Origin of the sequence: Kyrpidia spormannii (assembly GCF_002804065.1) — a bacterium.
GTDB classification, from domain to species: Bacteria; Bacillota; Bacilli; order Kyrpidiales; family Kyrpidiaceae; genus Kyrpidia; species Kyrpidia spormannii.
Genome location: NZ_CP024955.1, coordinates 974,554 through 995,246 on the forward strand (window position 1 = coordinate 974,554; position 20,693 = coordinate 995,246).

A 20,693-nucleotide genomic window follows, 5' to 3' on the forward strand; every position below is an offset into this window, starting at 1 on the left:
GGCGGATCCAGTTCTAGTCCAGTCCTGGGGTGCGTAGGTTGTGATAGTGGACAACCGCCCAAGGGAGGGAAAGAACGTGGACAAGGCCAGAATCACCGTTCGGTTGTCCGAGGACCGGCCCCGGCTGAGCCGCGCGGATGTCCCGGGAGAAACTGCCCCGTCCAGGCCCGCGGGTTCCGCTTCCGCGGACAGGCCGAGTCGTCCCGAGGCTTTGAAGACCGGGTCTTTTCATCACAATCTACAACCGAGAGCCGATCGCCCGGCCCTGCGTGCCTCCAAGGGCATTCCACCGCGCCGAGGGTGGCCGGCCGGGCTGCGGTATCTCGTCAAACATTGGTTATTGCCAGCGACCATCGCCCTGACCGTCGGAACTTTACTCGGCGGGATTTGTTTTTCTGTGTTCACCCGATCCGGGCCCCCATCTCCTGATTCGAATGCCACCTCGAACATTCACCTGTACACGATACAGGTAGGGGCCTTTTCTGACGGGGCGCGTGCCCAGGCTCTGGCTGCGTCCCTTGAGAAGCGTGGTATCACGGCAAAATTGTCCGGGGGTAGGCCGACTCTGGTCCTGGTTGGGGTGACGATAGACCCGGCCGTGCCAGGTCCCTTCGGAGATATGCTTCGAAACATGAATGTACCCATGGCTGTGAAGCTCTACCGGCCTCCCGCTCCTCCTGGACAGATACAAGGGGTTTCTGATTCTAAGGCTGTGGTACAGGCTTTGGAAAAATCGGTCGATCTCCTTGGGATTGGGGTAGACGAGTGGTCGAAAGGGGGCGCTGATGCCCAAGGCCAGGCGAACCTGAATCGGGGATTACAGGAGGTGAGCCCGGTTCTCGACAGGGGGGCGCAGGAGCTGCGGGCGGCGGGACGAAAATCCCAAGCGGACCGGCTGGAAAAATGGAAAGAGGATCTGAGTGCCGTAGTCGGTGGAATTCGGAGCGGGGAGGCCCCAGGTCCGCTAATGGGCACTTTCCTGCAGGCGATGGACGACTACGAACAGCTGATTGCCGATTTGTCCGCTGGAAAAGCGCCAGGTCCGGCCGCTGGTGGGTGAGGCTGGCCAGCCACCTTCTTCCCCTTCCGATTCAAATATTGCGTCCATGCCCCGATGGATGGATTTGTTTCGTTTCTCGGCAGGATTCTGGACCCCATTTGTCGAATAGTGGGGATGATCGCTCGAATGCTGTCGTTTGCCGGGCGTTCACGGTACAGGAATGGGAGTTGGCTCAGTGGGAAAGTCGTCGAACATCGGACGCGCCGTTCTATATGGTGTCGTGGGTTTGATCATCGGCAACGTGGGTGGAGATCTTCTCGGCCAAGCTCACGTCCCCTTTGTGGCTCAATCCACATCCATCAGGTGGCAACCCGGGGCCGATCTTCACGTGGTGAAATATCATTTGGATTTGCAGATCACAATAAACATGGTGGGGCTTGTCGGTGGGGTCGTCGGACTGTGGTTGGCACGAAAACGGTAGGTGAGCGATCCATGAAACGGGAACTGGTCCTGGCATCGGGTTCCCCGCGACGTGAGGCTCTCCTTAGGGGACTGGGCTTGCAGTTCGATGTCCTGAGGCCTCAAGTGGATGAAGTGTATGATGCACAGTGGCCGCCGGGGAAGATCGTACGGGAATTAGCGAGGATGAAGGCTCGCTGGGGAGCGGCCCGTCGACCCCGGGCCCTGGTGATCGGGGCAGACACCCTGGTGGTCGTCGATCGCCGGATCTTGGGAAAGCCTTCTTCCCCCGACGAGGCTGTCCACATGCTGATGGAGTTACAAGGGCGGGCGCACACGGTGTATTCGGGAGTGGCCGTGATCGATGCTGTCACCGGCCGGGAAGAAACCGGGTTTCGCGCCACCGAAGTTCGGATGCGCCCGTTTTCGCAAGACCGCGCCAAGGCTTACGTGAAGACGGGGGAACCCATGGATAAAGCGGGAGCCTACGCGATTCAAGGGGTTGGTGCGCTTCTGATTGATTCTATATCAGGGGATTTCTGGACGGTGGTCGGCCTTCCCCTCGGACTGTTGGACGGGTTGCTTCAGACCTTTGATGTGGGGTTGTTCCCGGACTTTTGAAACAGCTTCGGCGATCTCTTACCTCGGGGAGGGATCGCAATGAAGGAAGAGAAGATCTTGGTCAAAGACGTGCCGCTTCAGGAGCGGCCCCGTGAACGACTGCTGACTTTTGGTCCGGAACAGTTGACGAATGCGGAACTGCTTGCTATCCTTCTACGGACGGGGAGCCACGGGAGGTCGGCCTTGGAGCTGGCCCAGCGGCTCCTGACGCGGTTCGAGGGGCTGGCGGGACTGCTGGCTGCGGATAGTCGCGAATTGATGGAGGAGTCGGGCATGGGACCTGCCAAGGCGACCCAGGTCCTAGCGGCTCTGGAATTTGGTCGAAGGGTACAACGGGCGCATCCAGCGCCAAAGCCGATTCACTCCCCCAATGACGTGGCATCCCGGTTAATGGAACGATTGCAATTTCTTTCAAAAGAACATTTTGTGGTTCTTCACCTCGATACGAAACATCGGGTGCTCGGTGAAGAAGTGGTTTCCGTCGGAACGTTAAATGCGTCTCTCGTACATCCCCGGGAGGTTTTTCGCACCGCGATCAAACGCAATGCGGCGGCGGTGGTCTGTGCCCACAACCACCCCAGTGGCGATCCTACGCCTAGCCCGGAAGATATCGATGTGACGAAACGCATTGTTGAATCGGGTCGGATTCTTGGTATCGATTTGGTCGATCATGTGGTCATCGGCCGAGGGACGTATGTGAGCATGCGAGAACGCGGACTGATCTAGATAGGGCGGCGGCGACAGTCGGGCAAACCTCGCCTGATGCGGCGGGGTTTTCCGTTGTTCCCGGAGCGCCGATTTTCAAGACACAGGAAGGGGTTTGCTGCGGCATGTGGAATCGATTTGGCTGGGAGATGGGGATCGACCTAGGAACGGCGAACACCCTGGTGTATGTGAAGGGAAAAGGGATCATCGTTCGGGAACCTTCGGTCGTGGCCATTCAAACGGATACCGGTGAGATCAAGGCCGTCGGCGAGTCGGCCAAACAGATGATCGGGCGAACCCCCGGGAACATCGTGGCCGTTCGTCCCATGAAAGACGGAGTGATCGCCGATTTCGAGACCACCGCGACGATGCTCCGCTACTTCATTCGCCAAGCTCTCCGGCATAAGTCTTTGTGGTCTGGGAAGCCCCGGGTAGTGGTGTGTGTTCCTTCGGGAATCACGGCAGTGGAGAAACGCGCGGTGGAAGAGGCGACAGAACAAGCCGGCGCCCGGGATGCCCATACCATTGAGGAACCCATGGCTGCAGCGATTGGGGCAGGTCTTCCTGTGGATGAGCCCACCGGATCGATGGTTGTGGATATTGGCGGAGGCACCACAGAGGTTGCCATCATCTCCCTTGGGGGAATTGTGACCAGCCGGTCCATTCGCGTGGCCGGCGACGAGATGGACGAAGCGATCATCCAGTACATAAAGAAAGCGTACAATTTGATGATCGGCGAACGCACGGCGGAAGAGCTAAAGGTGAGCATCGGTTCGGCGATCCCCGGAGAAGAAGAAGTTTCTATGGAAGTGCGGGGGCGTGATCTTGTGACGGGTTTGCCGAAGACTTTGCGGATCAGTGCCGAAGAAGTTTGTGAGGCCTTAACCGAGACCGTCAACAGTATCGTCGATGCCGTGAAAGTCACATTGGAAAAATCCCCCCCGGAATTGGCTGCAGATATTATGGACCGGGGCATTGTTTTGACCGGCGGTGGGGCGCTGCTCCGGAATCTCGATAGGCTGTTGTCCAGGGAGACCGGGATGCCGGTTCTCGTGGCGGAGAATCCTCTGGATTGCGTGGCGATCGGGGCCGGTAAGTCTCTCGATATGATTCCGCTGTTGCGTTCTCGTTCGGTCCAGCGCCGCCGGCGGACTCGTTGAAGACGAGTCCGGGTTTCGGCGGGCGTGCGCACTGTCAAAACGGACTCGCCACTATAGATGAAGGGCGGGAGCAGGTTGTACCACAAAGTTGTTCGGCGGCGGATGGCCGCCGCGGGCGGGCTTTTAGTCGTGGCCGCGGGCTTATTTGTCGCCACCGCCGGGGAGAGGACGAGCGTCACGTGGCCCGAGCGGGTGATCGGCGATGCGGTGGCGGCCGTTCAAGGATGGTTGTACCGTCCGGCTGGGGCCATCGGTGAGTTTTTCGGCAATCTGCGGGACCTGCAAAACGTCTATGAAGAAAACGCCGTGTTGAAAGCGTCGTTGCACAACTACTTTGCCCTTCAGGCTCAGGTGAATGACCTGGAGACGGAAAATGAACGTTTGCGCAAGATCGCCGGTTTGATGCAGTCACCTCGGGGGAAGACACTCATTCCTGCCAATGTGGTGGACCGCCAGCCGGATCTGTGGCACGACATCCTGACGATTGACGTCGGGAGTGCCCAGGGAGTTCAAAAGGACATGGCCGTGGTGACCGCGGATAATGCATTGGTCGGCCGGGTGTGGGCGGTTCATGACCATAGTGCCGTGGTTCAGTTGTTGACCGATACCTCCCGGCAGCCGGTGGGGATCTCCGCCCTTATCCTGGGGGTGGGACCTACGCCGCCCCTGGGGATCATCAATAAGGTGAGTCCAGACCAACGGACTGTCCAGATGACGTCCATCGGAATGGATTATGATATTAAGCCCGGATTGACGGTGGAAACCTCGGGATACGGGGGGTTATTTCCCAAAGGCCTCATCGTGGGCACTGTGAGTTCAGTGATGCGGGGAGAGGATGGGATGACGAAAACGGCCATCGTGAGGCCCCTCGCCAACCTCGACAATCTGCAGGAAGTGTTTGTGGTCCGCCGAAATGGAGGGTGAACGGTGAGAGTCGGGTGGCTGTTCGCCTTGCTGGTGGCAGTTTTCGTCTTCCGTTCCACCATTCTACAGGCCCTCGGACTCCAGGGGGCCTACTTGAATGTCGACATCGCCCTGCTCACCGTGGCGGCGGTCCTACGGGGACCGTGGGAGGCCGCGGGCCTCGCCGCATTGATCGGCTTTCTCGAAGATCTTACTTTTGGGCGTTGGCTTGGGCTTCACGCCATGTGGCTGGCTATGGTGATCTTTGCGACAGGGTGGGCCGTCAGGCCATTGTTTCGAAAAACCCTCTTTATCCACGTTCTGGCGGTGGTCCTGGCCACCGGCGTGTATGAGGGTGGGTTGTACCTGTTCGGGCGTCTGATCGGCGACTGGCCTCTCGAACCCGTGATCGTCGAAAAGAGACTGCTGTTGGCGATGTTCTGGAACGGGTTGATCGTCTTTTTGGGATTCCCCCTCTGGAGCCGGTTGCTGCGGCCCAGCAGGGAGGATTTTTTGCAATCGACGCCGAAGTAATGGACGGAATCATGCATGTCGCCGGTATGGGAGGCTGCCATGGCGCAACGTGAGCGGAGGGAAGAACCGAAGAGGCCGCCGGTGACCATCAAGGGTGTCCGCAACCGCCTTGTCTTCTATCTGGATGACGCCTGCGCCTTCGGGGATATTCTCGCGGACCTTGATGAAAAACTGAATGGAGCCCAAGCCCGCTTGCTGTCCGGTGCGCAGATGGATGTCTCCGTATATACCGGGAGTCGGGATCTGAGCGAGTGGGAGCGGGATGAAGTCCGTCGAGCCCTTTCGAGAACGGGAAGTTTACTGGTGCGGGAGTTTGTGTCCGACCGGGGGCGCCGCCGGGTGACCTACGAGCCACGCCTCGTGTACGGCCCGGTGAGGGCCGGCCAGGTGGTGGTGCACCCCGGGGATCTCGTGGTGATCGGGGATGTGAATCCAGGGGGGTTGGTGGCTGCGGAGGGTGACGTATACGTCCTCGGTGCTCTGCGCGGGATCGCCCACGCCGGATCATCGGGAGACCGGGAGGCGGTGATTGCCGCCGCGGATTTTCGGCCAACACAGATTCGGATTGCAGATATCATTTCAGAGCCCCCGGAGGAGCGGGTGCCCGGGGTGGCGTATTTTGAATATGCTTACATCGATGGGGACAGGGTGCAGGTGGATAAGTTATGGGCCTTGAACGGGCGCCGGCCGCGGCGGCGATCCGGCGAAGGCACCCGGGGGCGGGAGGAAGAGCGCTAGCCTTTTGAGATCTCGTCATAGGGAGGGGGTGCGCCGTGGGGGATGCGGTGGTCGTGACATCGGGAAAGGGCGGCGTCGGTAAAACGACGTCGACCGCCAATATCGGGGTCGCACTGGCGCTCTTGGGAAAACGGGTGTGTTTGGTGGACGCCGATATTGGGCTGCGAAACCTCGATGTGGTCTTGGGGTTGGAAAACCGTATCTTGTTCGACGTGGTCGATGTGGCCCAAGGGGAGTGCCGACTGGAGCAGGCACTGATTCAGGACAAGCGGGTCGACCGTCTCGTCCTGCTTCCTGCTTCCCAGACCAAGGACAAGACCGCTTTGACTCCCGAGGCCATGCGCAAGATCGTCTGCGAATTAAAAGACCAGTTTGATTACGTACTGATCGACTGTCCGGCCGGGATTGAACAGGGTTTCCGGGTCGCGGTGGCCGGGGCGGACCGGGCGATCATCTTGGCCACCCCCGAGCATGCGGCCGTCCGGGATGCCGATCGGGTTATCGGCCTGCTTCAAGGGGAAGGCATTCAAGATAACAAATTGATCATCAACCGGGTCCGACCGGCGATGGTCCGGCAAGGAGACATGTTGGAGATCGAAGAGGTCGTCTCCATCCTCGCCATCGATTTGCTCGGGGTGGTTCCCGATGATGAAACGGTGATTCGCGGGGGGAATCAAGGAGAGCCGGCGGTTTTGGTGCAGGGGTCGAAAGCCGGCCAGGCGTACCGCAATATCGCCCGGCGGATACTCGGGGAGCCGGTTCCCCTTATGGCGTTGGAGGAAAACGGCAGGAGTTGGCTTGGACGGTTGAGGCGGATGATCGGTCTCCGGCGATGAAGCGAGCGGTGTACATTCCCCCCGGTTTGTTCCTGCGCTATAATGAGCGGGAAAGGAGGTCGGGGCGTGACGCCGGGCACTTGGCTCAAACGTTTTGACTGGATGATCGTCGCCGTACTCGTGGCCATCGCTTGCATCAGTGTCATCAATATCGCCAGTGCCACGCACACCCTCGATGCCCATCACCCCGCCTACTATTACGCCAGACAGATCATTTGGTTTGGCATCGGTTTTCTTTTTATGGGACTGGTTGTAGCCGTGGGCGACCAGCGCCTTGCTGAATGGTGGAAACCGATGTATTGGATCGGGATCGTGCTCCTTGTGGCCGTGTATTTGTTTGGCACGGAGATTAATGGGGCCAAAGCCTGGTTTGATCTTAAAGTGCTGAGCGTTCAGCCTTCGGAATACATGAAACTCGCCACCATTGTGGCGATCTCACAGTATTTTGCGAAGCTGGAAGAGTCCGGTCAGCGAAGATTCCGCGACCTGTTCGTACCGATGGGAATGATCGGTTTACCTTTTGTTCTCATCGTCATCGAACCGGATCTTGGAATGGGCTTGGTCATGCTTGCGATGGGTATCGGGATGTTTATGGTCTCAGGAACTCGTTGGCGCCATCTGCTCGTCCTGTTTGGCGCGGGTGCCGCCGTGATCGCATCTTTGGTGGTTCTCTACCACGTCGATCCGCACGTGTTCTTCAAAATCATCAAACCCTACCAGCTCGACCGATTGGTGGCGTTCCGGGATCCGGTTAAATATCTCAAGCCTGACGAGACCGGCAATGCACCGGGTTATCACACCTATGAGTCGCTGATTGCCGTTGGTTCCGGCGGTCTGTGGGGCGAGGGCTTCGAGCAGGGTGCTCAGACTCAAGGGCGATTTGTCCCGGAGAATTACACCGATTTTATTTTTTCGGTGCTGAGCGAGGAATGGGGATTCGTGGGCAGCATGACCCTCATTCTTCTCTACCTAATTTTCTTTTATCGAATGATTCGCATTGCCCTGGGCACCCGGGATATGTACGGCACGAATGTCATAGCTGGAGTGTTTTCGATGTTTTTTGCCCAGGTTTTTGAAAATATCGGGATGAACATCGGCATCATGCCGATTACGGGGATTACTCTACCGTTCATGAGCTACGGAGGGAGTTCCATTGCGACATCGATGATGGCGGTGGGTCTCGTGTTGAGCGTCGGACTTCGCCGGAAAAAGACGATGTTTTGAGCCGCCGCCGCCACCCTGCCCATAGCGCGGAGCGGCGGCTTGTCATACCTGTCTCCGAAGCCTCATATGAGTGAGTGAGGACGAGGAGCGGGAGTGGATGCAAAGTGGACTGGGATGCGGTGAAACGGCGCAGGATGGCGAGGGACGCCGAGGAAGGCGGTAGGGTTTCTCACCGTGCGCAGGACGAACTGAGGGAAGAGTGGCCGCGCCCGGAAGTCGATCGAATCTCCGAATCTCAAGGGGAAAGCGAATCCAGGTGGTCGGCCCGGACCGAGGAGTTTCAGACGAATTTTGACGACCGGCTGTGGGCGAATTGGGAGGATAGGTTCTGGTCAGGGCGGCGGGAAGCATGGTCCCGGAGCTCCAGGCGGCGTTCGAGATGGCGGGACGTGAGGACAACAGATGGCCCTGGGCTCGGAGGGTTGGCGTGGCAGATCCTCGGTGCGGCGGTGCTGGTGGGAGGAGTGTACGTTGCTTTTCACCAACAGGGGGCGTTATCCGACCGAGTCAAAGCGGTGGCGGAAAAGGCATTGACCGAACAGACCAACTGGAGCAACGTATCAGGGTGGATGCAGGAAGTAGCGGCAGATGGTTTGGCCGTTCCCGTGGCGGGCTCCCAAGGAGGCTCGGTGTGGTCCGCGCCTTTGTCTGGCACTGTGGTAAAAGACTACAGTTCGGACCACCCGTGGGTCGTGTTGGACGGGGTGCCGGGTGCCGCCGCAACTGCCGCGGGAAAGGGAGTCGTTGAGCAGGTGGGTCGCAGGGACCCCTTTGGGCTGTATGTGGTTGTGAACCACGGGACCCGGGGAAAGACGTTATATGGTTCCTTAGGGGATGTGGTGGTGAAAACGGGGGATTACGTTTACCCGGGTCAGGCGCTGGGCCACCTCAGCGCGCAGCGGCCAGCCCAGCTATTGTTCGGATATATCGTCAACGGTCGATACGCGGATCCCCATGCGGTGTTGGACGGAAAGGGGCGGTGAGGGATGGCCGCGGGGGCCGCAGGAAAGGGGATGCCCATTCGCGTGCATCCTCTCTTTTTGTTTTTGGTCGCCTTGGCCGTAGCGGCTGGCCTGGTGTGGGAGGTCATCGTCGTTTTCTGTGTTGTGGTGATCCACGAATTGGCACATATTGCCGTGGCCCGCGCCTTTGGGTACCGGATTCGGGAGCTCACCCTCCTCCCTTTCGGCGGTGTGGCGATCATTGAAGGGGAACCAGGAGCGTGGTCCCCGGGACGGGAGGTATGGATCGCCGCGGCGGGACCTCTGGCTAACGGGATTTTGACGGGGGTGGCGCTGGTCCTGTATTCGGCCCAGATCTGGTCCGAAGGCTTTGCGGCTTTTTTTGTGCGGGTGAACTTAACAATGATGTTGTTTAACTTACTTCCTGCGCTGCCCCTTGACGGTGGGCGGATCTGGCGGGCGGTGAGCAGCCGAACTTTCGGGTACGGTAGAGCAGGGGAATTGGCGGTCAACAGCGCCTTTTGGTGCTCGGGTGCCCTGGCTACCCTGGGCGCCGGGACCGCCATTTGGGGGGCCCCCCATGTCGGGATGTGGGCCCTGGCCGGGTTTTTGGCAATCAGTGCCCGGCAGATTCGCCGGGAGATCCCTTATGAAGCGGCGAGATGGCTGTATGGCTTAAAGAAGGCCCCGAAGTCCGAACCGCGGGCAGTGCGGCCTCTGGCAGTGCATCGCTACATGCGGGCGGGGGAGATCGCGCGATATTTCGCCCCAGAAGCTTTTCACTTGATTGCGGTGTTGGACGACGAAGGTAAGATTATCTTTATCATTGAAGAGCAGGAATTCCTGGAATTTCTTTTTGCCCCTGGGGGGTTCGGCAAGGCGATCGGCGAATGGCCCGGGGAACCGCCGAACCTTTCCTCGTAACCTCGGCGCTCCGGGTGCGCCGTACGCCACCGTATCCGGTTCCCACCTTCATTGCTCCGATCGGTCTTCGTATGAACAAGGTCTGGCAACAGCCGGGAACGGGGCCCCGGTGGCCGGTGAAATCGCCGGTTTGACATGATCTCCCGGCATCTGATACGATGGGGAGGTAGGTGTGCGCGGGTGTGCACCACAACCACTTGTCCCGGGTTTGGCAAATGCCGCGAGGGCGGCTGCCCGGTGCAGTGAGTCTGGGTGTAAGGGGGTGTAGGGTATGTACGCAGTCATGCAAACCGGGGGAAAACAGTATCGGGTTGAAGTCGGCGATGTCATTTATGTGGAAAAATTGCCGGTGGACGAAGGGGCCGAGGTGGAGATTCCCGAGGTCCTTTTGCTGGGCAAGGAAGACGGAGTGGTGATCGGCACTCCGTTGGTACCAGGTGCCAAGGTCAAGGCCAGTGTCCTGAAACAGGGCAAGGCGAAAAAGATCATCGTGTACAAGTACAAGCCGAAGAAAAACTATCGGCGCAAGTATGGACACCGCCAGCCGTGGACGAAATTGCGGATTGAGGCGATCGAGGGTTGATCCGGGTAAAGGTGGAACGGGACCGGCGAGGACGAATTCGGCGGCTCAAGGTCAGCGGCCACGCTGGTTGGTCGGAGGCCGGCCACGATATTGTTTGTGCAGCGGTGTCGGCCTTGACCCTCAACCTCGTCAACAGCTGCCAGAGCCTGTTAGGTGTCTCGCTGCCGGCCACGGCGAGAAACGGCTTTCTCGACCTGGACGTTCCCCCGGACTTGCCCGATGAGGTTTCGGATAAGGTACAGCTGCTCTTGGAAAGTTGCGTATTCGGTCTGTGGCAGACCGCCGTTCAATATCGCCATCACATCACCATGTCTGGAGAGGTGAAAGGGAGGTGGAACGCATGCTAAAGTGGGATTTGCAGTTGTTCGCGACGAAAAAGGGCGTCGGGAGCACCCGAAACGGCCGGGACAGTATTTCGAAGCGCTTGGGAGTCAAGCGTCATGACGGGCAGTTTGTCACAGCGGGAAGTATCCTCGTTCGCCAGCGGGGAACGAAGATCTACCCCGGAATGAACGTCGGACGGGGTGGAGACGACACCCTGTTTGCCAAAGTGGACGGGCTGGTCAAGTTCGAACGGGCTGGGCGGGATCGCAAGAAAGTGAGTGTGTACCCAAAAGAAGAAGCGGCTGGAGTTTGATCACGCTTTGTGAGTCCTCAGCGGCGGACGGCGCCGCTGACGGATTCCTCGCGCTTCCGACGGATGAGAGAAGACTTTCGAGGCCGCGGCAGATCAAAGATATCGAAGGCGCTCTTCAGAGCGCTTTTCTTTTTGACTTTTTGTCGGGCATTTGATATCTCGGGTGCCGGGTCGCAGTTCGGGACGACAGGAGATGGGGCTTTCGCGTCGAATCCACACAGAGATGCGAAAAGGAGGGAGGCCGGTGAAAGGCGGACACATTTTGACGCTGTGGGCGGTCTGGTCGGCCGTTTGGCTGGGGGCTGATTTTGGAGAGCGATCGGTCATCGGTTGGGGCGTGGCTTCTGCAGCCAGCGGCTTGTATCTTCTGTGGTTCGGACGGAGGCGGGGCATCATACATAAAGAAGGCACCCGGGGCGGAGAGACCCACGAATGGTCAGAACGAGAGAAAGCTTGGATTCAAGCCTTGCAACATTTCCGGCATCATTGGTTGAATGAGTGTCAATTGATTCGGGGTTATACACAAATGCGCCGGTGGGAACGAGTGGATGAGGTGGTTTGCCGTATGGCCAGTACAGCCGAAAGGCAGGCCATGGTAACAGATCTCGAACATCCGAATCGCAGCGGGGCTTTTCTCCGTTTTTTGTGCGAGTTTCCCCGGGCGAATTTGATGTGGGAAGGACCTCCCGGAGTGGATTTCCCCGCCGGGGCAATCTCTCAGGTCGAAGGAGAACTCCGGCAAGTTGCAGGGGCGTGCGGTGACGACTCCCGGTTGTCGGGGGCTCACCCCGATGGAGAGGAATGGTGGATTTTCGTGAGATCTCGGCCGGAAGGCGTGGAGGTGCGCCTATGTAACTCGGAGGGCCGGGAGCAAGGAACCGATCGGATCCGCGGGCGGGAAGGGCCCAAGTCCCGGGAAGAACGCTTAGAGCCTGTGGATGGAAAGGAGTTATATCATGTGGATTGATACGGCTGCGATTTATGTGAAAGGAGGGGATGGGGGAAACGGGATCGTTTCATTTCGCCGGGAAAAATATGTCCCTATGGGCGGACCCGCAGGGGGGGACGGGGGCCGGGGCGGGGATGTGGTTCTGCAAGTGGATGAGGGACTGCGCACCCTCATCGACTTTCGTTACCAACGCCATTTTAAAGCAGAACGAGGAGAAAACGGAAAACCGAAGAATCAGCATGGGAAATCGGCCGAAGACCTGGTGATCAAAGTTCCCCCGGGGACCGTGGTGCGCGACCGGGAAAGCGGGCGGATCTTGGGTGATCTGACCCGGCATGGACAGCGCCTGGTAGTGGCCCGAGGTGGTCGAGGCGGGCGGGGGAACACCCATTATGCCACCCCTCAGAATAAAGCGCCGCGCATGGCGGAAAACGGGGAGCCCGGAGAAGAGCGCTGGATCGTGTTAGAACTGAAAGTGCTGGCAGACGTCGGGCTCGTCGGGTTACCGAGCGTAGGCAAATCGACGTTGTTGGCCTCGGTCACGGCGGCAAAGCCGAAGATTGCCGATTATCCGTTCACGACCCTTTCCCCCAACCTCGGTGTGGTGGATGTCGGGGACGGGCGAAGCTTCGTCATGGCCGATCTACCCGGGTTAATCGAGGGTGCCCACGCCGGTCACGGCCTCGGACACCAATTTCTGCGCCACGTGGAGCGCACCCGGGTCATCGTTCACGTGGTGGACATGGCGAGCCCCGAGGGCCGCGATCCCTACGCGGATTGGAAGCAGATCAATGAGGAGTTGCGCCTCTATGACCCGCGCCTACTGGAGCGGGTCCAAATCGTCGCCGCCAATAAAATGGATCTGCCCGGAGCCGCGGAGCGGCTTCAGGCATTCCGGAAGCGGGTGGGGGATGTGCCGGTGTTCCCGATTTCTGCGGCAACCGGTGAGGGGGTGCGGGAATTGATATACGCCGTGGCGGACCTCTTGGATCAAATGCCCGCCCAAGAGGCGGTGGAGGAAGAACCGCAAGGGCCGGTGTTTCGCCTGGAGGATGATACGTTTTCAGTGGATCGCGAAGGCGAGGAGTTTGTGGTGCGCGGCGCTCGGGTGGAAAAGTTGGTCCGCATGACTCCTCTTGATCAATACGAGGCGGTTCACCGCTTGGCCCGAATTCTGCGGAAGATGGGGGTGGATGAAGCTCTTCGCCGCAAAGGCGCCCGGGACGGGGATACGGTGCGAATCGGGGGGTTTGTCTTCGAGTTTGTCGATGAAGAGGGCGTAGAAGAGGAAGCAACTCCCGAGGAGTAGGCCGGAAGATCCCACGGGTCCGGATCTTCCGCCTGACTGACCTCGGATTCGCCAAGGGCCTGTCACAGGTTAGAGACGGTAGGCTCGTTCGTAGGCTTTTGGAGTGAGGGGCGAGCCACCCAGCGTTAGACTGGCTTCATTGGCCCAATACGGGTTGCGAAGCATGCCCCGCCCCACGGCGACCAAATCTGCTTTTTCCTCTTCGATGACCCGATTCGCGAGCCTGGGGTCCTGCAGTTTCCCCACTGCGATAACCGGCACCCCCAGAGCGCGACGGATGGTGTGTGCGTATTCGACCTGGTAACCCGGCTCAGCGCCGGGGGTGCCCCCGGATCCGATGGGGCCCTCGCCGCCCGAGGAGACGTGGAACAGGTCCACCCCTGCCTCTCGATATCTTCGGCAGAATTCCACCGATTGTTCGAGTCCGTATCCCCCGTCTACATATTCCACGGCGGAAATGCGCATAAAGATCGGCATGGATTCCGGCAACACACGTCTTGCCGCTTCGATCACTTCAACGCCAAAAAGCAGCCGGTCTTGTCCGTACTCGTCCGTCCGGCGGTTGGTCAGCGGCGAGTGAAATTGGTGAATCAAATACCCGTGGGCGCCGTGGATCTCGATGGCGTCGACCCCGGCTTCGAGAGCCCGGCGGAAGGCCGCTTCGAACTTCGCGACCATCTTGCGGACTTCCTCCGTGGTCAACTCCCGAGGCACCTTGTAACGGTCCGAGAAACGAATCGGGGAGGGAGCCACCGGAGTGGGGGCATCCTCCGCTTTTCGACCCGCATGGCCAATCTGGATCGCGACTTTGCTCCCATAAGCGTGACAGGCGTCGATCACCCGGCGAAAGGCGGGGACCTGATCATCGCTCCACAAACCGAGATCGTAGTCAGTGATCCTGCCATCGGGCTCTACGTCGGTCATCTCGATGATGATCAACCCGGCGCCGCCCACCGCCCGGCTTGTGTAGTGGACGAAATGCCAGTCGTTCGGTTTTCCGTCTTTTGCCGTCACCGAATACTGGCACATGGGAGGCATGACAACCCGGTTGCGAAGGGTGAGGTTCTTAATTGTAAACGGCTCGAATAAGGTAGGCACAGAATTCCCTCCCGCTATGTAGGGTCTTGGTGGTTCATGTTTTGAGTATACCGCTTCTTGGCAGGAATCGAAACGGCCCTCCCGAGCTCGACCGGGCTCCGGGTCAAACCCCGCCGACAGGCGTGTGGGGGTTCCAGCGTTTCCCCCGACCTGTAGAGATCCGGGAGGATTTTATCCGGTGTGCCCCCAACCTGTGGCGATTCGCTGTGTTTTCGGGCATTGGCGCGGCCGGCTACCGGAAAAAAGGAATCTTTTGTATAATCGGGGCGAAAGGAGGTGTCCACGAAATGGCTTCTTTTGGACTCGTCGGCCCCGGTGCCTTTGGACGATTCGTGTTGTCCGCAGTGGCGCCGATTCCCGATTTGCGTCTCCGATGGGTGAAGAGCCGGGGAGGGGATTCCGCGGAACAGGCAGTCGCAGAATGGGGGGAGGCGCGGCGGAGTCGGGGCCTTTCTCAAGATCCTGTGCAGAAGATCACAGGGGAAGGGACCGGGTGGCCAGAGGAACCGGTGGATGTGGTGGTTGTAGCGACTCCGCCTGACCTGCAACCGGTGTACGCCGAACAGGCTTTGAGGCAGGGAGCGGCTGTGTTCTTGGAGAAACCCGGAGCTCTGGACCCAAAACGGCTGAAAGAAGTGGCCCTGGTCGCCCGGATGAGAGAGCTCCCGGCGGTGGTGGACTTTGTCATGCGGTACAATCCGTTGGTCGAGCTTTTGCGCCGGATTGTGGAGGCCGGAAAGATGGGGCTACCCGAGCGCGTTCAGATGGAAAATTGGGCCGGGGGAGGAATGCCCGAACATCATTGGTTTTGGGATCCGAGGCGTAGCGGGGGCATTTTGGTCGAACACGGGGTTCATTTTTTTGACATGGTGCGCTACATCCTCGGAGGAGAGGTGGTGCCGATTCACGGCGCGGTGTGGGAAACGGTTCGCCCGGAGGGGTGGAGGGCGGAAGACCGGGTGTTGGCCGTGGTGGAGCACCGCGGGGTGGACCCGCGGTCCGGGCGGGCCTGGAGGGCACCCGGAAGTTATTACCACGGATTTACCCGACCCGGAAATGGGGAACGAACCCAGACCGGCCTGGTTTTCACAGAGGGCTATGCGCTGGTTCACGGTTGGATCCCCGAGAAGTTAGAGCTTTGGACGGACCGGGACGATCCGGGTTTGGAATCGGTGATCGGACCGTGGGCGGCCTCGACCGGAGCCCAGGCGGAAATTGTTCGCCAAGGCCGGGTCTGGCAGGTGAGCTTTCCAGACCGCCAGGTTCTGTATCAACAGGCCATCCGGTCGTGTATGGAGGATCTCCTCGCCTCTCTTCAGAGCCCCGGTCGCCCTGTTCGGGCGCCTCTGGAGGAAGCGGCCCAGGCTTTGGAGCTCGCGGTGTCATTGACCCGGTTGGCCGACACCCGCCACACCGTCGCCTAACGTAGAGATTGCGGAGGGAAGATGGATGAAGGCGTATCCCCTGTCTTTTCGCCCTGTGTTTCAAGAACGGATCTGGGGCGGATCGCGGCTGAGGGAGTTCGGATATTCCGGGGCTTCTGACGGAATTGGCGAAGCGTGGGTGATTTCCGACCACGATCATGGACCGACTCCCGTGGCCGACGGCCCCTTGGCCGGGAAACGGCTGAGTGAAGTCATGAAGGCTAACCCGGAGTGGTTCGGGCTACCGCCCGGTGCCCGATTCCCCCTTCTTGTCAAGGTGATTGACGCCTCCGAAGATCTGTCTGTTCAGGTGCACCCGGACGATCGCTATGCCCGGCCCCGGGGCGATGCGGGGAAAACAGAGGCTTGGTTCGTGCTTTTTGCCGAGCCCGGGGCATCGATTGTATATGGGCATCGTGCACAGACCCGGGAGGACTTTGAGAAGCGCATGAAAGAAGGAGCTTGGGGCAACCTGCTCGTGAAGGTCCCGGTTCGAGCGGGAGATTTCTTTTATGTCCCGGCCGGGACTCTTCACGCCATCGGCAGAGGCCTGTTGATCTTGGAAATTCAACAAAGTTCCGATACTACCTATCGCGTCTACGACTACGACCGGGTCGGCGCCGACGGCCGAAAAAGGGATTTACACGTGAAAGAAGCGCTGGCGGTTACGAGGTGTCCTTCTCCGAAACCTCAGCGGCCGGGTTATGCCCGATCGGGGCGAGTTGGCGCCGTTATCGAACACTTGGTGCGCGGGGAAGTTTTTACGATCGATCATTGGCTGGTCGATGGAGAAGCACGTGTGGACGAATGTGGTGTCTTTCGTTTGATCAGTGTGATTCAAGGGTCAGGGGAGGTGGTGTGGGACCATGGACGGCGGTCCGTGGCCAAGGGGGATCACCTTCTGCTCCCTGCTGTGTTACACCCCGTTGTTTTATCGGGAAGGTTTGAAGCCTTGTTTTCAGCGCCTGTTATTAGCACTCGTGCGAAATGAGTGCTAATAACAGGCGAGAGTGGGCCTTGGCGAGTTTTTCACCGAAATTTGCTCATTCCGGGCATACTTCCGGCTGGACGGTCCTGGCATTGAAGTGGATTTTGTGTTAAAATCAAACCATATCTTGCTACTATAGGTGGGGATGGCCGAAACGAGTTTCATAGGTTCAGTGGTAATCGAAACCTGGCGATGAGTACAGTCGAATAGGTCCCAGGGGTATGGTATGTGATATGCTACCTCTTGGTTTCGGCTTCACCCCGGATGACACAGGGAGGTCGAGAGAGAGTGAAAGCACTAGTTTTGGCTGGTGGAAAGGGAACTCGCCTGCGGCCCCTCACGGACAAGTTGCCGAAGCCCATGGTGCCGGTGGCCAACCGCCCGCAACTGGAGCACCTACTGTTATTGCTTCGTCGCCACGGGATTGACGAGGTCGTGATTACCCTGGGATATTGTGGTCAGGAGATTGAGGATTATTTTGGCGATGGTTCGCGCTTGGACTTGAGGATTGCTTATGAACGCGAGGAGTCGTTACTGGGCACTGGCGGGGCGATTGTCCAAGCGAAACATCATTTTGACGATTCCTTCCTCGTCTGCAATGCAGACATTGTCACAGATTTAAACATCTCCGCTTTAGTTCATTTTCACCTTGAGCGCAACGCGCTCGTCACCATTGCCACGACCTGGGTGGAAGATCCTACGCCATATGGGCTAGTCGAAAGCGACGCGAAGGGAAGAATCCAACGTTTTTTGGAAAAACCATCTCTAGAGGAGGTCACCACGAACTACATAAATGCGGGCCTGTACGTTCTGGAACCGGACGCATTGGAGTGGTTTCCTCTTCGGACGCCGCTGTCCATCGAGCGGGAGGTTTTTCCAAAGCTGTTAGAGCGGGGGAAGGCACTTTACGCCTATAATTCGGACAATTACTGGATTGACATGGGGACGCCTGAGAAGTATATCTTGTTGCACCGCCATTTGCTTTCTCGTACGGCCGAATTGCCGGGATGTGCGTTTCCCGCCAGCGGGGTGGCGGTGGACAAGACGACCAAGATTTTCGCCGGAGCCCGAGTGATTGGACCGGTGCTGATCGGTCCGCGGGCCCAGATTCTTCCGGGTGCAACAGTCGGCCCCTTTGCAGTGATTGGCGCGAATACCCATGTGGGTCCCGGGGCAGTGGTGCGGGACAGTGTTCTGTGGGATGGTGTGCAGGTAGGCGCCGGGGCCGAATTGATCAGTACTGTGGTGGGTCAGGGGACGACCGTTCCGCCATCGGTGCGTTTTGTCCAGCGCGCGGTGACGGCGGAAACGGTGACCCAGGAACGGTAAATCAAACGGAGGTGACAGCCGTATGAGGAAACACCGCCGTGTGGCCCTCATTGGCACTTACCCGCCCAGACGTTGCGGCATTGCGTCTTTTACTGCGGACCTCGCAGAAGCGCTATCCCAGGCTGGCACCGATGTGCGCATCGCGGCCATGATCCGCGAGGCCCAGGGGGAGACGATCCCTCCTGGCGCCACGTGGGCGATCCGCGATGAGCGACCCAGGGACTACGTCCGGGCTGCGGAGGCGATGAGCGCTGCCGGAATCGATGTCGTCTGCGTACAACATGAGTACGGGATTTTCGGCGGGGAAGACGGTCGCTATATCCTGCGCCTTTATCAAGAGCTTCGGGTGCCGATCATCACCACGCTCCACACTGTCTTGAAATCTCCGACCAAGGGACAGAAACGCGTGCTGAGCGAGATCTGTGCCCGGAGTGCTTTTGTGGTGGTCATGGCAGAAAAAGCCCGGGAACTGCTCCAAGAGGTCTACGGTGTTCCTGAAAGCCGGATCCGACTGATTCGCCACGGCGTGCCGGTTTATCATTCGCCGGTGCCCAGGGAGACCATGAAAGCGAAGCTTGGACTGGATGGGCGGCGGGTGATCTCTACCTTTGGTTTGTTAAGCCCCGGAAAGGGTGTTGAAAATGTAATCCAGGCACTTCCCGAGGTGGTGCGGCGTTATCCCGAGACGACGTACCTCATTCTCGGGGGGACACATCCGGACGTGGTGCGCCGGAGCGGAGAGCGTTACCGACAGTCTTTGGAGGCCATGGTGGACCGACTGGGAATGGCTGACCACGTTCGTTTCGTGAATCGTTTCCTGGAACGGGAAGAGTTACTCGATTATTTATGGGCCTCGGATCTGTTCGTGACCCCTTATCCTGGGAAAGAACAGATTTGCAGTGGCACTCTCACCTATGCCGTGGGACTGGGCCGGGCAGTGGTTTCGACACCGTACTGGTACGCCGAGGAGCTGTTGGGGCAGGGAGCGGGGTCTCTGGTCCCGTTCCGGGACGCTGGGGCCATGGCCCGGGCGATCCTGGAGATGTTCGATCACCCGTTGAAACAGCAGGCCTGTGAAGCCAAAGCCCGCTCTTTTGGCGCATCGGTGAGTTGGCCCCAGATTGGACTGCAGTATGCGGAGCTGGCGGAAGAGGGGTTGGCGCCGGCGCATCCGATGACAGTGAGGTGATCTTCGGACATGAACGAGCCCTTGGCCGTGGAGATGCGGTTGGATCACATGGAACGGATGACCGATTCGACGGGGATGATCCAACACGCCGTGGGTCCTGTCCCGGATTTCGCCACCGGTTATACGAGCGACGATAATGCCCGGGCGCTGATCGCCGCGCTTGGGCTGCAAAGTTTGCCCGAATGTCGGCCCTGGTCCGCCAGGCTGGCAAGGCTGGCCGACCGCTACCTGGCATTTCTGGTGTACGCCCAGCGCCCGGATGGGAGGTTCCGAAACTTCGTCGGGTATGACAGGCGATTTTTGGAGGAACTGGGGTCGGAAGACAGCTTCGGGAGGGCTTTATGGGCCTTGGGGGAGACGATGAGGACACAGCCAAATTCATACTACGGCCGCGTGGCGGCGGCAGCCTTTGAACGAGCAGTCCCCCATGCCACCGGTCTCTCCTTTGTTCGGGCCCAAGCCTTTGCCCTCCTGGGGCTTTGCGCGGCGTGGGAAAGGGAGGAGCGACGGGTCGCGCTGGAGCCGCTGATCGGTGAGCTGGTGGAGGGGCTGGTGGCTGCTTATCACCGGCACAGCGGGCCGGGATGGCCGTGGTTCGACGAAGCCCTGACTTATTCGAACGGCGTGTTGCCCGCTGCGCTACTCCGGGGGGCCGTGGTCACGGGGTCGAAAGAAGCCCGAAGGATTGCTGAGGAAGCGATGGATTTTCTCACCGAGTCGCTGATTATTGACGGAGTACTTCAAATTGTCGGGAACCACGGATGGTTTCCAAAGGGAGGACGCCCTGCGCTTTATGACCAACAACCGGTGGACGCCGGGGCCATGGTCCTGGCCTATGCCACATTTTGGAGTGTTCTGGGGCGCCCCGCTGATCGGGAAGCGGCTCGGATCAGTTTTTCGTGGTTCACCGGGCGCAATGTGGAAGGAATTTCGCTGTATGACCCCGACACAGGAGGATGCAAGGATGGGCTTCTCGCCGGGGGTGTGAACCTGAATCAAGGGGCGGAATCGGTGGTGGCGTATCTTTTGTCGGCTTACGCATTGGTCAAAACGGGGTTAGCTCTGCCTTCACTGCCGGAAGAAGAGGTCCGGGCCGTCGGGTAACGGAACAAAAGAACGGG

Annotated in this window: 23 protein-coding genes; 22 read left to right on the top strand and 1 reads right to left on the bottom strand. The window is 59.2% G+C overall.

Annotation, left to right across the window (positions count from 1 at the left end; all coding sequences use genetic code 11):
- Positions 1–76 precede the first annotated feature (76 nt).
- The 17 genes from CVV65_RS04785 (at position 77) to obgE (ending at position 13,544) form a co-directional block, all read left to right on the top strand.
- The gene (locus CVV65_RS04785) at positions 77–1,060 is read left to right on the top strand and encodes an SPOR domain-containing protein (RefSeq protein ID WP_157935379.1); all 984 of its coding nucleotides are present in this window, start codon (positions 77–79) and stop codon (positions 1,058–1,060) included.
- A gap of 175 nt (positions 1,061–1,235) precedes the next feature.
- Positions 1,236–1,481: a DUF4321 domain-containing protein gene (locus tag CVV65_RS04790; RefSeq protein ID WP_100667172.1), complete on the top strand. Its 246-nt coding sequence runs from the start codon at positions 1,236–1,238 to the stop codon at positions 1,479–1,481.
- An 11-nt stretch (positions 1,482–1,492) separates the two neighbouring features.
- The gene (locus CVV65_RS04795; protein ID WP_100667173.1) at positions 1,493–2,080 is read left to right on the top strand and encodes a Maf family protein; all 588 of its coding nucleotides are present in this window, start codon (positions 1,493–1,495) and stop codon (positions 2,078–2,080) included.
- A 39-nt stretch (positions 2,081–2,119) separates the two neighbouring features.
- Positions 2,120–2,806 (top strand): RadC family protein, encoded by a 687-nt coding sequence (gene radC / locus CVV65_RS04800; protein ID WP_100667174.1) that lies wholly within the window; start codon positions 2,120–2,122, stop codon positions 2,804–2,806.
- 104 nt (positions 2,807–2,910) lie between these two features.
- A complete protein-coding gene (locus CVV65_RS04805; RefSeq protein WP_100667175.1) occupies positions 2,911–3,945 on the top strand; it encodes a rod shape-determining protein in 1,035 nt (344 codons plus the stop codon).
- Between the two features lie 75 nt (positions 3,946–4,020).
- On the top strand, positions 4,021–4,869 hold the full coding sequence (mreC, locus tag CVV65_RS04810; protein ID WP_157935380.1) for a rod shape-determining protein MreC: 849 nt from the start codon (positions 4,021–4,023) through the stop codon (positions 4,867–4,869).
- Between the two features lie 3 nt (positions 4,870–4,872).
- Positions 4,873–5,382, top strand: coding sequence for a rod shape-determining protein MreD (gene mreD, locus CVV65_RS04815; RefSeq protein WP_100667177.1), 510 nt, complete (start codon positions 4,873–4,875; stop codon positions 5,380–5,382).
- A 39-nt stretch (positions 5,383–5,421) separates the two neighbouring features.
- Complete coding sequence (gene minC / locus CVV65_RS04820; RefSeq protein ID WP_157935381.1) at positions 5,422–6,120, top strand: septum site-determining protein MinC; 699 nt, start codon at positions 5,422–5,424, stop codon at positions 6,118–6,120.
- A 35-nt stretch (positions 6,121–6,155) separates the two neighbouring features.
- Complete coding sequence (gene minD, locus CVV65_RS04825) at positions 6,156–6,956, top strand: septum site-determining protein MinD (RefSeq protein ID WP_100667179.1); 801 nt, start codon at positions 6,156–6,158, stop codon at positions 6,954–6,956.
- Between the two features lie 66 nt (positions 6,957–7,022).
- The gene (gene rodA / locus CVV65_RS04830) at positions 7,023–8,180 is read left to right on the top strand and encodes a rod shape-determining protein RodA (RefSeq protein ID WP_157935382.1); all 1,158 of its coding nucleotides are present in this window, start codon (positions 7,023–7,025) and stop codon (positions 8,178–8,180) included.
- A gap of 104 nt (positions 8,181–8,284) precedes the next feature.
- Positions 8,285–9,163: a peptidoglycan DD-metalloendopeptidase family protein gene (locus tag CVV65_RS04835; protein ID WP_100667181.1), complete on the top strand. Its 879-nt coding sequence runs from the start codon at positions 8,285–8,287 to the stop codon at positions 9,161–9,163.
- A 3-nt stretch (positions 9,164–9,166) separates the two neighbouring features.
- The gene (locus tag CVV65_RS04840; protein WP_100667182.1) at positions 9,167–10,066 is read left to right on the top strand and encodes a M50 family metallopeptidase; all 900 of its coding nucleotides are present in this window, start codon (positions 9,167–9,169) and stop codon (positions 10,064–10,066) included.
- Positions 10,067–10,337: 271 nt separating this feature from the next.
- The gene (gene rplU / locus CVV65_RS04845) at positions 10,338–10,649 is read left to right on the top strand and encodes a 50S ribosomal protein L21 (RefSeq protein ID WP_100667183.1); all 312 of its coding nucleotides are present in this window, start codon (positions 10,338–10,340) and stop codon (positions 10,647–10,649) included.
- Positions 10,646–10,996, top strand: a complete 351-nt coding sequence (locus tag CVV65_RS04850; RefSeq protein WP_100667184.1) for a ribosomal-processing cysteine protease Prp — start codon at positions 10,646–10,648, stop codon at positions 10,994–10,996. Before rplU ends, CVV65_RS04850 begins: the two co-directional genes overlap by 4 nt.
- Positions 10,990–11,286: a 50S ribosomal protein L27 gene (gene rpmA / locus CVV65_RS04855; protein ID WP_100667185.1), complete on the top strand. Its 297-nt coding sequence runs from the start codon at positions 10,990–10,992 to the stop codon at positions 11,284–11,286. The genes CVV65_RS04850 and rpmA overlap by 7 nt, the downstream gene beginning before the upstream one ends.
- 244 nt (positions 11,287–11,530) lie before the next feature.
- Positions 11,531–12,253, top strand: coding sequence for a Spo0B domain-containing protein (locus CVV65_RS04860; protein ID WP_157935383.1), 723 nt, complete (start codon positions 11,531–11,533; stop codon positions 12,251–12,253).
- A complete protein-coding gene (gene obgE, locus CVV65_RS04865; RefSeq protein ID WP_100667187.1) occupies positions 12,243–13,544 on the top strand; it encodes a GTPase ObgE in 1,302 nt (433 codons plus the stop codon). The genes CVV65_RS04860 and obgE overlap by 11 nt, the downstream gene beginning before the upstream one ends.
- Positions 13,545–13,613: 69 nt before the next feature.
- Here obgE and CVV65_RS04870 read toward each other — a convergent pair whose 3' ends face one another.
- Positions 13,614–14,642 (bottom strand): NADH:flavin oxidoreductase/NADH oxidase, encoded by a 1,029-nt coding sequence (locus CVV65_RS04870; RefSeq protein WP_100667188.1) that lies wholly within the window; start codon positions 14,640–14,642, stop codon positions 13,614–13,616.
- A gap of 287 nt (positions 14,643–14,929) precedes the next feature.
- On the opposite strand from CVV65_RS04870, the gene CVV65_RS04880 reads away from it, so the two are divergent.
- The 5 genes from CVV65_RS04880 to CVV65_RS04900 all read left to right on the top strand — a co-directional run bounded on the left by CVV65_RS04880 (position 14,930) and on the right by CVV65_RS04900 (position 20,676).
- Positions 14,930–16,066, top strand: coding sequence for a Gfo/Idh/MocA family protein (locus CVV65_RS04880; protein WP_100667190.1), 1,137 nt, complete (start codon positions 14,930–14,932; stop codon positions 16,064–16,066).
- Between the two features lie 25 nt (positions 16,067–16,091).
- Positions 16,092–17,057, top strand: coding sequence for a type I phosphomannose isomerase catalytic subunit (locus CVV65_RS04885; RefSeq protein ID WP_100667191.1), 966 nt, complete (start codon positions 16,092–16,094; stop codon positions 17,055–17,057).
- A 285-nt stretch (positions 17,058–17,342) separates the two neighbouring features.
- Positions 17,343–18,383: a nucleotidyltransferase family protein gene (locus CVV65_RS04890; protein WP_198592130.1), complete on the top strand. Its 1,041-nt coding sequence runs from the start codon at positions 17,343–17,345 to the stop codon at positions 18,381–18,383.
- 22 nt (positions 18,384–18,405) lie between these two features.
- Positions 18,406–19,572 carry a glycosyltransferase family 4 protein gene (locus CVV65_RS04895; protein ID WP_100667193.1) on the top strand — a complete coding sequence of 389 codons (1,167 nt, stop codon included), beginning with the start codon at positions 18,406–18,408 and terminating at the stop codon, positions 19,570–19,572.
- A 9-nt stretch (positions 19,573–19,581) separates the two neighbouring features.
- Entirely contained in the window at positions 19,582–20,676 is a 1,095-nt protein-coding gene (locus CVV65_RS04900) for a glycosyltransferase (protein WP_100667194.1), read from the top strand.
- Positions 20,677–20,693: the final 17 nt, after the last annotated feature.